The 12,583-nt window shown below is 72.3% G+C and carries 14 protein-coding genes; 7 read left to right on the forward strand and 7 right to left on the reverse strand.

The genetic code is table 11. The features are described from left to right. The first annotated feature begins 282 nt into the window (after positions 1-282). Positions 283-846 (forward strand): helix-turn-helix domain-containing protein, encoded by a 564-nt coding sequence (locus AB0B76_RS19145; protein ID WP_360376523.1) that lies wholly within the window; start codon positions 283-285, stop codon positions 844-846. A 2-nt stretch (positions 847-848) separates the two neighbouring features. Here the strand turns inward: AB0B76_RS19145 and AB0B76_RS19150 are convergent, their stop codons facing one another. From AB0B76_RS19150 to AB0B76_RS19170, 5 genes are read right to left on the reverse strand one after another with little or no spacing between them, the layout of a single operon-like run. Continuing rightward, complete coding sequence (locus AB0B76_RS19150) at positions 849-1,475, reverse strand: hypothetical protein (protein WP_360376526.1); 627 nt, start codon at positions 1,473-1,475, stop codon at positions 849-851. Positions 1,476-1,488: 13 nt separating this feature from the next. Then, entirely contained in the window at positions 1,489-2,829 is a 1,341-nt protein-coding gene (murD, locus tag AB0B76_RS19155; RefSeq protein ID WP_360376529.1) for a UDP-N-acetylmuramoyl-L-alanine--D-glutamate ligase, read from the reverse strand. Between the two features lie 11 nt (positions 2,830-2,840). Continuing rightward, the gene (locus AB0B76_RS19160) at positions 2,841-3,590 is read right to left on the reverse strand and encodes a succinate dehydrogenase/fumarate reductase iron-sulfur subunit (protein ID WP_360376532.1); all 750 of its coding nucleotides are present in this window, start codon (positions 3,588-3,590) and stop codon (positions 2,841-2,843) included. Continuing rightward, positions 3,590-5,533: a fumarate reductase/succinate dehydrogenase flavoprotein subunit gene (locus tag AB0B76_RS19165; RefSeq protein WP_360376534.1), complete on the reverse strand. Its 1,944-nt coding sequence runs from the start codon at positions 5,531-5,533 to the stop codon at positions 3,590-3,592. The genes AB0B76_RS19160 and AB0B76_RS19165 overlap by 1 nt, the downstream gene beginning before the upstream one ends. Position 5,534: 1 nt before the next feature. Next, entirely contained in the window at positions 5,535-6,236 is a 702-nt protein-coding gene (locus tag AB0B76_RS19170) for a succinate dehydrogenase cytochrome b subunit (protein WP_360376536.1), read from the reverse strand. 81 nt (positions 6,237-6,317) lie between these two features. Here AB0B76_RS19170 and AB0B76_RS19175 point away from each other — a divergent pair, with 81 nt between their 5' ends. The 5 genes from AB0B76_RS19175 to AB0B76_RS19195 all read left to right on the forward strand — a co-directional run bounded on the left by AB0B76_RS19175 (position 6,318) and on the right by AB0B76_RS19195 (position 10,805). Beyond that, a complete protein-coding gene (locus AB0B76_RS19175) occupies positions 6,318-7,226 on the forward strand; it encodes a LysR substrate-binding domain-containing protein (protein ID WP_360376767.1) in 909 nt (302 codons plus the stop codon). A 9-nt stretch (positions 7,227-7,235) separates the two neighbouring features. After that, positions 7,236-7,580 (forward strand): hypothetical protein, encoded by a 345-nt coding sequence (locus AB0B76_RS19180; RefSeq protein ID WP_360376539.1) that lies wholly within the window; start codon positions 7,236-7,238, stop codon positions 7,578-7,580. A 78-nt stretch (positions 7,581-7,658) separates the two neighbouring features. Then, entirely contained in the window at positions 7,659-8,339 is a 681-nt protein-coding gene (locus AB0B76_RS19185; protein ID WP_360376542.1) for a hypothetical protein, read from the forward strand. Between the two features lie 66 nt (positions 8,340-8,405). Beyond that, on the forward strand, positions 8,406-9,242 hold the full coding sequence (locus tag AB0B76_RS19190; RefSeq protein WP_360376545.1) for an undecaprenyl-diphosphate phosphatase: 837 nt from the start codon (positions 8,406-8,408) through the stop codon (positions 9,240-9,242). A gap of 105 nt (positions 9,243-9,347) precedes the next feature. Then, a complete protein-coding gene (locus tag AB0B76_RS19195) occupies positions 9,348-10,805 on the forward strand; it encodes a sulfatase (RefSeq protein WP_360376548.1) in 1,458 nt (485 codons plus the stop codon). Here the strand turns inward: AB0B76_RS19195 and AB0B76_RS19200 are convergent. Together AB0B76_RS19200 and AB0B76_RS19205 are read right to left on the reverse strand one after the other, a co-directional pair. Continuing rightward, a complete protein-coding gene (locus AB0B76_RS19200; protein WP_360376550.1) occupies positions 10,793-11,212 on the reverse strand; it encodes a DUF2809 domain-containing protein in 420 nt (139 codons plus the stop codon). The two genes, AB0B76_RS19195 and AB0B76_RS19200, sit on opposite strands and share 13 nt — an antisense overlap. A gap of 26 nt (positions 11,213-11,238) precedes the next feature. Further along, the gene (locus AB0B76_RS19205; RefSeq protein ID WP_360376553.1) at positions 11,239-11,952 is read right to left on the reverse strand and encodes a hypothetical protein; all 714 of its coding nucleotides are present in this window, start codon (positions 11,950-11,952) and stop codon (positions 11,239-11,241) included. Here AB0B76_RS19205 and AB0B76_RS19210 point away from each other — a divergent pair. After that, positions 11,939-12,517 carry a hypothetical protein gene (locus AB0B76_RS19210; RefSeq protein ID WP_360376556.1) on the forward strand — a complete coding sequence of 193 codons (579 nt, stop codon included), beginning with the start codon at positions 11,939-11,941 and terminating at the stop codon, positions 12,515-12,517. The two genes, AB0B76_RS19205 and AB0B76_RS19210, sit on opposite strands and share 14 nt — an antisense overlap. Positions 12,518-12,583: the final 66 nt, after the last annotated feature.

The raw sequence follows: 12,583 nt of genomic DNA on the forward strand, positions 1-12,583 counted from the left end.
CCGCGCGGGCTGTCCGATCCGCGCGGGCAGGCCAATCCGCGCGGGCAGGTTGGTCCGCGCGGGCAGGCCGGTCCGCGCGGACCGGAGGGGTCACTCTGACCCAGGTCGGCCCGATGCTCACCGGCCGCCGCGACCAACGGGCGGGCCGGTGCGGGCCGACCGGGTCCGCGCGGACTGCAGGGCCACTCGGACCCGGGCCGAGCCGACGCCCATCGCCCGCCGTCGTGATGCGCCACGTCGCGCCCCCATGACACCAGGTGACGACGGCTATGCTTGGAGGCGATGTCCCGCTGGAAGCCTGACGCCGCCGGTCGCCTCGTCGCGGCGGCCCTCGAGCTGTTCGACGAGCAGGGGTACGACGCCACGACCGTGGCCGAGATCGCCGCGCGCGCCGGGCTGACCAAGCGCACCTTCTTCCGCCACTTCACCGACAAGCGCGAGGCGCTGTTCAAGGGCTCGGAAGAGCTGGAGCAACTCTGGCTCGACGGCGTCGCCGGGGCGCCCGCCGGGGCCGGGCCGCTCGCGACCGTCACGGCCGCGTTCGACCCGGTCGCCGCGATGTTCGCGCAGCGCCACCACTTCGCCCGCCTGCGCGCCGCCGTCATCGTCGCGAACCCGGAGCTCCAGGAGCGCGAGCTGATCAAGCTCCAGCGGCTGGCCGGCTCGATCAAGGCGGCCCTGGTCGAGCGGGGCGTGCCCGAGAACGCCGCGATCCTCGCCGCCCAGTCGGGCGTGACCGTCTTCCACGTGGCGTTCGCGCGCTGGGTGCGGCAGGACGACCCGGCGGCCTTCCGGGCGTTGCTTGACGAGTCGCTCGAGGAGCTGCGCGCGATCAGCCGGGCCTGAGGTCAGGCGGGCGGCGCCACCCGGAAGCCCTGGACGCGGACGGCCAAGGCGTCCAGATCGCCGTCCAGCTCCTGCACGCCGAAGCCGAACAGCATCCGCATCGCCCCGTCGCCCAGCTCGATCGGGTGGAAGGGCAGCGGGTAGTCGCCCTCGTCCGGGTCGGGCGGGACCGGGTGCTCGCCCGCCCAGAACGGCCCCTCGAAATCGTATCGCTCGCCGATGTCCTCCAGGACCCCGTCGTCCGGCGAGAGGCTCAGGGCGCGCACGAGTACCCCGTCGTCCCAGACGGCGAAGCCCAGCCAGTCGACGACCGAGTGCATGCCGAACAGGATCGTCCGCCGGCCGGCGCCGAGCCCGAGCAGGTGGGCGTCGAGCCGGGTCGGGTAGTCGAACGCGAGGCGGCGGTCCAGCAGCACCGAGGCGGCGGGCCGGACGGTCGCGTAGGTGACGTCCACCGGCGGGTACGTGTCGAGCAACGAGCTGTCCTCGGTGGGGTCGCGCCGCACGTCGTACCCCGGGAACGCCCTCCGGACGAGCTCCTCCACCGGCGCGTCCGGCCCGGGATCGGCCCGCAGCGCCTCCGTCAGGTTGCCGTCGGAGAACGCGAGTATCGCCGCCTTCGATCCCATGCGGCCATGTATATCAAGCGCCGCCCAGGGCCGAGGCCTCGACGGCCGCGACGAAGGCCTTCGCGCGGGCCTCGTAGTTGTCGTACCGGCCGTAGCTGGGCGCGGCCGGGGACAGCAGGACCACGCCGCCCGGCGGGATCAGCTCGCGGGCCCGGACCACGGCGGCGGGCAGGTCCGCGGCGACCTCGCGGCGGACCGCGGGCAGATCGCCGACGACGTCGAGGATGTGCTCGCCGCTGTCCGGGATGGCGATGAGGGTCACCGGCACCGCCTTGTCGCGCAGGTAGTCGCGCAGCGGGGTGTAGTCGATGCCGCGGTCCTGGCCGCCGACGAGGACGGCCAGGGGGCGGCCCGCGTACGCCTCGATGGCGTGGATCGTCGTCTGCGGCGCGGTCGAGAGCGAGTCGTCGACGAACTCGACGCCCGAGGGGTCGGCAATCGGCGTCAGGCGGTGCGGGAGCGGGGCGTAGGAGCGCAGCCCCTCCTCCAGCGCCGAACGCTCCGCGACCACGTCGACGCCGGCCGCCTCGAGGGCGGCGAGGGCCACGCAGAGATTGCCGGTGTTGTGCGTACCCCGCAGAGGAAAGGCATCGCGCGGGAAGAGCCGCTCGCCGTGGCGGACGATCCAGCCGTCCTCGTCCCAGTTGTGCACCGGAACCAGGGGCAGTCCCGGGCGCGCGGCCAGTTCGGCGGACAGGGTCGGGTCGGCCGCGTTGTAGACGACCGCCTCCGGGCCGTGCATGGCGATGTTGAGCTTGTGCGCGTAGTACTGCGACGGCAGCCCGTCGCGCGTCCAGTCGAGGTGCTCCTCGAACAGCGACGTGATCACCGAGACCCGCGGCGAGTCCTCGAGGTCGGCGCACTGGTACATCGAAAGCTCCAGCACATACCGCTCGGCGGGCGGCAGCGACAGCACCGCGATGCCGATGTTGCCGCCCAGCTCGTTCGGGCGGCCGGTCGCGGTCAGCAGGTGCGAGATGAGCGTCGTCGTGGTGCTCTTGCCCTTGCTGCCGGTCACGCCGATCGTCTGCCGGGCGTGGTCGGCCATCCACAGGGCGGTGCCCCCGGTGATGGAAACGCCCCGGCGCCGCAGCTGCTGGATCCACGGGTTCGACTCGCCCACGCCCGGCGAGCGCACGAGGACCTCGACGCCCTCCAGCGCCGGGCCCATCGCCTCGCCCTCGAAGAGCGGGACGGCCCCGTCCCAGGCGCGGGCGGCCAGGAACGTGGCCTTGTCCTGCACGGCGACGAGGGACGCGGGCCCGGCCGCGGCGATCGCCGCGAGCGCGGCCATGCCCTCCCGGCCGGTACCCCAGACCGCGACCCGCCGCCCGGCGAGCTCAGACAACTGCATGAGTCGGTACTTTATCCGCGCCGGCCGGTCGCCGCCTTGCGGTAGTCGCTGTTGAGCCGGCCGATCAGGGTGAGCGGGATGCCCTTGGGGCAGACCGTGGTGCACTCCCCCGCGTTGGTGCAGCCGCCGAAGCCGGCCTCGTCGTGCGCGGCGACCATGCCCAGCACCCGCGAGTCGCGCTCCGGCTGGCCCTGCGGCAGCAGGCCGAGGTGGCCGACCTTGGCCGCGGTGAACAGCATCGCGGAGCCGTTCGGGCACGCGGCCACGCAGGCGCCGCAGCCGATGCACGTGGCCGCCTCGAACGCGGCGTCGGCGTCGGCCTTCGGCACCGGCGTGGCGTGCGCGTCGGGGGCGGCGCCGGTCGGCGCGGAGATGTACCCGCCGGCCTGGATGATCGAGTCGAACGCGCCGCGGTCGACCACGAGGTCGCGCACGACCGGGAAGGCCGCGGAGCGCCAGGGCTCCACGTCGATCGTGTCGCCGTCGCGGAAGTGCCGCATGTGCAGCTGGCACGTCGTGGTCGCCTTCAATGGGCCGTGGGCGACGCCGTTGATCATCATGCCGCACATGCCGCAGATGCCCTCGCGGCAGTCGTGGTCGAAGGCGATCGGCTCCTCGCCGTCGACGATGAGCCGCTCGTTGAGCACGTCGAGCATCTCCAGGAAGGAGGCGTCCGGCGAGATGTCCTTGACCGGGTACTCCTGCATCTTCCCGCGGGCCGAGGGGCCGGCCTGGCGCCACACGCGCAGCTTGATGTCCATTACTTGTAGCTCCGCTGGGTCGGGTGGACGTACTCGAACTCGAGCGCCTCCTTGTGCAGCACGGGCGGTTCACCGGTACCGGCGAACTCCCAGGCGGCAACGTAGGAGAACTCCTCGTCGTGGCGCAGCGCCTCCCCGTCCGGGGTCTGGCTCTCGGCGCGGAAGTGCCCGCCGCACGACTCCGCGCGGTGCAGGGCGTCGATGCACATGAGCTCGGCGAGCTCGAAGAAGTCCGCGACCCGCCCGGCGCGCTCGAGGTTCTGGTTGAGCTGCTCGCCGGTGCCGGGCACCTTGACCCGGGTCCAGAACTCCTCGCGCAGGGCCCGGATCAGCGACACCGCCTTGGTGAGGCCCGCCTCGGTGCGCTCCATGCCGCAGTACTCCCACATGATGTGGCCGAGCTCGCGGTGGAACGAGTCCACGGTGCGGTCGCCGTTTATCGACAACAGGGTCGAAAGCCGCTCTTCCACCGCACTGCGCGCAGCCACCACGGCCTCGTCGTCGGCCGCGACCGCCGGGAAGGGGCCCGCGGCCAGGTAGTCGTTGATGGTGTTGGGCAGCACGAAGTACCCGTCGGCCAGCCCTTGCATCAGCGCGGACGCGCCGAGCCGGTTGGCGCCGTGGTCGGAGAAGTTGGCCTCGCCGACGACGAACAGGCCGGGGACGTTGGACTGCAGGTCGTAGTCGACCCAGAGCCCGCCCATCGTGTAGTGCACGGCCGGGTAGATGCGCATCGGGGTGACGTAGGGGTCGTCGCCGGTGATGCGCTCGTACATCTCGAAGAGGTTGCCGTACTTGGCCTCGACCGCGGGCCGGCCCAGCCGGGCGATGGCGTCGGCGAAGTCGAGGTACACCCCGAGCCCGCCGGGACCGACGCCTCTTCCCTCGTCGCAGACGTTCTTGGCGGCCCGGGAGGCGATGTCGCGGGGCACCAGGTTGCCGAACGACGGGTAGATGCGCTCGAGGTAGTAGTCGCGCTCGTCCTCGGGGATGTCGGCCGGGGCGCGGTGGTCGCCGGCCCGGACCGGCACCCAGACGCGGCCGTCGTTGCGCAGCGACTCGCTCATCAGCGTGAGCTTGCTCTGGTGCGTGCCGGACTCGGGGATGCACGTCGGGTGGATCTGCGTGTAGCAGGGGTTGGCGAACAGCGCGCCCTGCCGGTGCGCGCGCCACGACGCGGTGACGTTGCAGCCCTTGGCGTTCGTGGAGAGGAAGAAGACGTTGCCGTACCCGCCCGAGGCGAGCACCACCGCGTCGGCGAGCTCAGTGGTGATCTCGCCGGTGACGAGGTCGCGCACGACGATGCCGCGGGCCCGGCCGCCGGCCACGACGAGCTCGAGCATCTCGTGGCGGGCGTGCATCTCCACGTTGCCGGCCGCGATCTGGCGCTCCAGGGCCTGGTACGCGCCGAGCAGCAGCTGCTGGCCGGTCTGGCCGCGGGCGTAGAAGGTGCGCGAGACCTGGGTGCCGCCGAACGAGCGGTTGTCGAGCAGGCCGCCGTACTCGCGGGCGAAGGGCACGCCCTGGGCCACGCACTGGTCGATGATGTTCACCGAGACCTGGGCGAGGCGGTACACGTTGGACTCCCGCGCCCGGAAGTCGCCGCCCTTGACCGTGTCGTAGAAGAGCCGGTACACGGAGTCGCCGTCGTTGCGGTAGTTCTTGGCCGCGTTGATCCCGCCCTGGGCCGCGATCGAGTGCGCGCGGCGGGGGCTGTCCTGGTAGCAGTACGACCGGACCTTGTACCCGGCCTCGGCCAGGGTCGCCGCCGCGGAGCCGCCGGCCAGCCCGGTGCCGACCACGATCACGGTGAGCTTGCGCTTGTTGGCCGGGTTGACGAGCTTGGCGCCGAACTGCCGCCGTTCCCAGCGGGTCTCGACGGGCCCGTCCGGCGCGGCCGTGTCGGCGATCGGGTCGCCCTCGCTCCAATATGGAAGGTTCATGTCAGGACACCAGCCCGGTCAGAACGGCGAACGGTACGGAGAGGTAGCCCACGACCAGCACCAGCGACAGCACCAGGGCGACGGCCCGGGCGGTGCGCTCCCCGCGCGGGGACTGCTGGCCGAGGGTGCGCAGCGCGGAGAAGATCCCGTGGCGCAGGTGGAAGCCGATCGCGACGATCGCGAGCGCGTAGAACAGCGTCACGTACCAGCGGCCCGGCGCGAAGTCGGCGACGACGTTGGCGTACGGGTGCTGCTTGTCCCCGACCGGGTTCACCGTGCCGGTGGTCAGGTCGAGAATGTGGAACACGACGAACAGCAGGATGATCACGCCGCCCCAGCGCATCGTGCGGGCCGCGTAGCTGCCCTGGACCCTGGGCCGGTGGGCGTAGCGGACGGGCCGCGCGGCGCGGGCCCGGCGGGCCAGCACGACGGCGGCGAAGATGTGCGCGAGCACGGCGGCGGTGAGCCCGCCGCGCTGGAGCCACAGGTACCAGGTGCGTGGCAGCAGCGGCGTGCCGAGGTCGCGCAGCCAGTGCGCGTAGTGGTCGAACGCCTCGGCCCCGACGAAGATCTTGAGGTTGCCGGCCATGTGGGCGAACAGGAACAACACCAGCAGGATGCCCGTACCCGCCATGAGGATCTTCAGGGCAATCGAGGACCGTTTTCTCCGGACTTTTACCGGCCTGGTCCGTTCTGCCGCCATTACCGCCACTCCGCCGACGCTAGGTTCCCGGCGCGCGATTCGTCCAATGCATGAATCCCGCAGCGGCGATAGCCATAGGCTATTGAGGTGCAGCTACAACAGCTTCGATACTTCGTAACCGTCGCGGAAGTACGACATTTCACCCGCGCGGCGGAGCAGCTCGGTGTGAGTCAGCCGACACTGAGTAAACAAATTCACACCCTGGAGTCGGCCCTGGGCGCCCCGCTGTTCGACCGCTCCCGCGGCGGCGTGGCCCTCACGACCGCGGGCGAGACCCTGCTGCCCCGCGCGCGCCGGGTCGTCGCCGAGGCCGACGGCGCGCGCGACGCCGTCCAGGAGGTGGTCGGCCTGCGCCGCGGCCGGGTGCGGGTGGGCGCGACGCCGAGCCTCTGCACGTCACTGGTACCGCTGGTGCTGCGCGAGTTCCACGAGCGGTACCCGGACATCGAGCTGCACGTCGACGAGGGCGGCTCGCAGGACCTCGTCGCCGCGCTGGTCGCGCACGGCCTGGACCTGGCGTTGATCGTCGAGCCGGCGCGCGGCACCGACCCGGCCCTGGAGACCGTGCCGGTGCTGCGGGAGAGCCTCGTCGTGGCCTCGGTCGCGCCCCTGCCGGCGCGCATCGCGCTGGCGTCGCTGCGGGACACGCCGCTGGTCATGTTCCGCACGGGCTACGACCTGCGGGACACGACCCTGGAGGCCTGCCGGCGGGCGGGGTTCACGCCGCGGTACGCGGTCGAGGGCGGCGAGATGGACGCGGTGCTGGCCTTCGTGGAGGCGGGGCTGGGGGTGGCGCTGGTGCCGAGCATGGCCCTGGTGAACCGCCCGCTGCTGAACGCGGCGCCGCTGGTCGCGCCGGGCGTGCACCGCACGATCGCGCTGGCCCAGCGCCGCGAGTCGGTCCTGCCGCACGCGGCCCAGGCCCTGCGCGCAACCCTCCTGACCCACGTGGCGAAGGGCCCCCTCCCCCTCGGCGTCCAGCCCCTCTAGTATGGCCATGTGGCCATAGACTCGAATCGAATCGACGAAGTCACCGGTTTGACGGTCGCCGAGATGGAGGCCGCGGCCGAGGATCTCTACGCGCACCGCGATCAGGTCGCCGGTGAGGTCGTGCCCAGCGAGCCGGCCCCGGAGATCCGCTCGGTCGTGTCGGTCCGGTTCGGTCGCGGCGAGCTCGACAGCATCGCCGCCGCGGATGCCGCCGGGTTGCCGCTCTCGACCTACATCCGCAACGCCGCGCTCGCGGCCGCGGTGCCCTTCGACCTCGAGGCCGCGCGGCGTGAACTGCGCACCGCGCTGCGCGCGATGGGCGAGCTCGACCGCAATCTCGGGTCCGCCGCCTGACCGATCTTGTGGGGCGCAGGTCACGCTCCGGATGCGGGGTCGCGCGCGAAAGCCGTGGACCGGCAATACTTGTCGATCGTGGAGACTGCACGCAGCGATCGGACGCGAGCCTGGCTCGCCGCGCACGAGCTGGACACGGACGGTGACCCCGATGACGCCGCTCGCGATCTCATGCCCGAGATCCGCGGCGACCAGGCGCTCTCGCCCGCCGACAAGCTGGAGATCGGCCTCGGCCTGCTGGAGATCCTCGACGCCTACTGGGTGACCGTCGAGCTGCGCTGGTTCGTCAACGCCGCCGACGACGAGGAGCTCTGGGCCGCGCACTGGGAGGCGATCCGCGCGCACCTGGAGCAGCCGCGGCCCAGCGAGGCGGTGCTGTACTCCCTGTGGGTCGACTGGTTCGAGGACATCGCCACCGTTGAGCGCGCGTTCACCGCCGTCCTGGCCCGCGACACGGACCGGCTCGGCGAGGAGGACGAGGCGCTGCAGCGGCGCGCGGCGGCGGTACTGAAGGTCAGCGGGCCCGTGCCGTGGAAGCTCAAGTATCCGGTCTACACCGCGGCCGCCGAGCACGAACGGCTGCGCCGGGCCGTGTTCAGCGGGGTGCTGTACAGCTTCCACGACGTGTACGGCTCGCTGGAGATCGGGCCCGCGCTCGAGCTGCTCGACCGCCTCGGGCTGCCGGAGGAGACCGAGCACCTCACCGAGCTGCGCGAGGAGCTCGCCGCCGGCCACGCCAACCAGCACCACCGCGACTGAGAACGTCCTCAGCCGCGTCCGGTAAGTTGCTCTGCGGCTAGTCGGGCGCGGCGAGGAGGAACGGCGTTGCAGATCTGGGAAGCGATCGTGCTGGGCGTCGTGGAGGGCGTGACCGAGTTCCTTCCGGTGTCCTCGACCGGGCACCTGACCATCACCGAGAAGCTTATGGGCATCCCGATCGACGACAAGGGCGTCACGGCGTTCACCGCGGTGATCCAGGTCGGCGCGATCCTCGCGGCGGTCATCTACTTCCGCAAGGACATCATCCGGTTCGTCGTCGCGCTGTTCAAAGGCGCGTTCAAGGCCGACCAGCGCCACGGCGAGGACTGGCGGATGGCGATCAACGTCATCGTCGGCTCGATCCCGATCATCGTCGTCGGCCTGCTGTTCAAGGACTACATCGAGGGTGTACTGCGCAGCATGTGGTTCGTGGCCGCGGGCCTCGTGCTGTGGAGCATCGTGATGACGCTCGCCGACCACCTGGGCAAGCAGCAGCGCGGCGAGGCCACGGTGACCTGGAAGGACTCGCTGATCATCGGCCTCGCGCAGTGCATCGCGGTCATCCCGGGCGTGTCGCGCTCCGGCGCCACGATCAGCATGTCGCTGTTCCGCGGCCTCGACCGGGTCACCGCGACCCGGCTCTCGTTCTTCCTGGGCATCCCGGCGCTCACCGCGGGCGGCCTGCTCGAGGCGGTCACCCGGGCCAAGGAGATCGGCGACACCGTGGGCTGGGCGGCGACCGGCGTGGCCACCCTGATCAGCTTCGGCGTCGCCTACGTCAGCATCGCCTGGCTGCTCAAGTACGTCGCCGGGCACACCTTCGCGGCGTTCGTGTACTACCGCGTCGCCGTCGGCGGGATCATCGTCGGCCTCCTGTGGGGCGGCGCGATCACCGCGACCTGAGCCGGCGTTTTCTACCGCGTTTCCCCGGCGAAATAGGGCGCCGCGGAGTTTACGCAATCCGAACCGCGCGCTTACCCATTGACGGGCATCAGTGGGTACCGATGAATGATGCGCAGACTGCCCACCCTGATCGCCGCCGTGACCGCCGCCGCGCTCGCCGCGGCCGCGCTCACCGGATCGGCCGCTCCGGCCGCGGCGCCCGCCCCGCCCAACGTCGTCTTCGTGCTCGTGGACGACCTCGCCTGGAACCTGGTGCAGTACATGCCCCAGGTTCAGCGCCTGCAGCGCGACGGTACGACGTTCACGAACTACACCGTCACCGACTCGCTCTGCTGCCCGTCCCGCTCGTCGATCTTCACCGGCAAGTTCCCGCACGACACGGGCGTGTTCACCAACGAGAACCCGGACGGCGGGTTCGGCGTGTTCCGCGACCGCGGCAACGAGCAGCACACGTTCGCGACGGCGTTGCAGGGCCGGGGCTACGCCACCGCGATGATGGGCAAGTACCTCAACGGGTACCTGCCCAAGGACCTCTACCAGCCGCCCGGCTGGAGCGAGTGGGACGTGGCCGGCAACGGCTACGGGGAGTACAACTACAACCTCGACGAGAACGGCAAGCTCGTCCCCTACGGCAACGCCGACTCGGACTACCTCACCGACGTCGTCAGCGCCAAGGGCCAGGCCTTCATCCGGCGCTCGGCCGCGGCCGGGCAGCCGTTCCTGCTCGAGATCGCCACGTTCGCGCCGCACGGCCCGTTCACCCCGGCCCGCCCGGACCTCGACAAGTTCCCGGGCCTGACCGCGCCGCGCGGCCCCGCCTTCGACACCCTGCCGACGGACGCGCCCGCGTGGCTGGCCGGCAACGGCCCGCTCACCGCGGCCGAGCTGCAGAAGATCGACGCCGACTTCCGCAAGCGCGCCCAGGCCGTGCAGGCCGTCGACCGGATGATCGCCGGGCTGCGCCAGACCCTCGCCGACGCCGGGGTCGCCGGCAACACGTACGTCGTGTTCAGCTCCGACAACGGCTTCCACATGGGCCAGCACCGGCTCGTGGAGGGCAAGCAGACCGCGTTCGACCACGACGTGCGGGTGCCGCTGGTCGTCGCCGGCCCGAGCGTGACCGCCGGCATCGAGCGGCCGCAGGTGGTACAGAACATCGACCTCGCCCCGACGTTCGAGCGCATCGGCGGGGCCCCGGTCGCCGCCGACGTCGACGGCCGCCAGCTCGTCACGCTGCTGACGGGCGGCACCACCGCCGAGTGGCGCACCGCGTCACTGGTCGAGCACCACGGCCCGGGCACGAACGCCGACGACCCCGACGTGCAGGACGCGCGCAACGGCATGCCGACGACGTACTCGGCGATGCGTACGGCGACGTACACCTACGTCGAGTACACCGACGGCGAGCGGGAGTACTACGACCGCGGTTCGGACCCGAACGAGCTTCACAACGTCGCCGGCACGCTCCCGGCGGCGCGGCTGGCGGCGCTGCACGACGCCCTGACGGCGCTGGTGGGCTGCCACACCGGGGCGGCGTGCTGGAGCGCCGGTCACGTCGCCTGACGCCGGCTCCCCCTGGTCCTCGCCGCGAGCTCGGCGAGGACCAGGGGCACGATCCCCGCGGGATACCACGCCATATCGATCCAGTCGAAGGCGTCGCCGAGGGTCAGGCGCAAGAGGATGTTGTACCGGCTGAGCTCGTGCGGAACGCCGGTGAGCTGGAACAGCTCCACGGCCCAGCAGAAGGCCAGGGCGTACGCGCCGGCGGTCAGCGGGCGGCACCTCGGGGCGATGAACACGACGGCGGCGTAGACGGCCGACGCGTACAGGGCGGTGCCGCTGTCCTGCTGCAGCGCGCCGTTGCTGTAGAGCGTGCCGCCCGCGAGCGCCCGGATGCCGAAGGCGAGGGCGAGGGCGGCGACGGCGGTCACGACGGCGGCGATGCGTACGGCACGGGTGGTCTCCAGCACCCGCGGATGCTACCCGGTCGCGCCCGTCAGCAGGGGCGGCTGCTCGCGCTGGTGCTGCCCCAGATGCGGTACTCGCCGCCGGGCTGGGTCAGCGAGTACGTGACGTCCCAGCGCGTGCACGTCTCCGACTCGCGGCCCTTGGGCCCCTTGCCGGCCTGCTGCTGGCTGCGGAACGTGACCCGGGCCTGCAGGCTGCCGTGCCCGGTCGGGTCGGAGCCGAGCGCGAGCAGCAGGATGTCGTCGTCGGTGCTCGTGGAGATGCCGTCGCTGAAGCGCTTGACGGCGTTCGTGTCGCCCTGGTTGATGGAGCCGCCCGGGTCCATGACGTTGAGCGCGGCGCCGGCGTCGCGGGCGTTGACGGCGGCGTAGTACTTGTCGAAGACCGCGGCCACGGCGGGGGCCCGCGCGGGGTCGAGGCTCGGGTCGAGGCGCACGGCACCGACGCTCGCCGGCAGCGTGGGCGCGGCGGCGGTGGTGGGCGCGGCCGTGGCCGGCGCCGCGGTGGTGGGCGCGGGGGCCGTGTCCGTGTGCGCCGGCACGATCGGGTTGCCGGTGCCGGCCGGCCCCGCGGTCGGGCTCGCGTCGCCGCCGCCGGGCATCCAGCGGTCCCGCAGCACGAACGCGACGGTGCCGCCGGCCAGCAGCAGTACCACCGCCACGATCGCCGGGAAGATCCAGACCGGCCGGTGCCGCGGAACCGGCGTTCCCGACGGCGGCTGCTCGTTCGTGACCCACGGCACGGGCGCCGGGCCGAGGGCCGGGCCGGCCCCGGGCCAGTTCTGTGCCGCGAGGTCACCCGGGTTGCCGGGCGCGCCGGACGTCGGCCAGTTCTGCGCGGCGGCCTGGGCCGGGTCGACCGGCGGCCCCGACGAGGGCCAGTTCGGCGCGGGCTGCCCCGACGCGGGCCAGTTCGGCGCCGGCCAGTTCGGCGCCGGCTGGTTCGGCGCCGGCTGGTTCGGCGCGTTCTGGTTCGGCGCGTTCTGGTTCGGCGCGTTCTGGTTCCAGGCGCTCTGGTCGAGCGCGGATGGGTTCGGCGCGGGCTGGTTCGCGGCCGGGAGAGCCGGGGTGGTCGCGGTGGCCGGGGCGGTCGGCGGGGCGCCGGAGGGCGACCACGAGCCGAACGCGTCGGCGGGGGCGGACGCGGGCCAGGAGACCGGCGGGTCGGCGGGCAGCGTACCGGGCGGCGGCCACCCGCCGAGCCCTCCGGCCGCCGGTCCGGACGCCGGGCGGGCCGCGCCGCAGGAGGCGCACACCGCAACGTCGTCACCGTTGCCGGTACCGCAAACCGCACACTGCCACATGTAGTCAGACCGAACCGTACGTCGCGTGCGGATGCCATCGGCACATCGCCCGGCATCGTCCGCCGTTCGT

This window comes from Dactylosporangium sp. NPDC049140 (genome assembly GCF_040648435.1).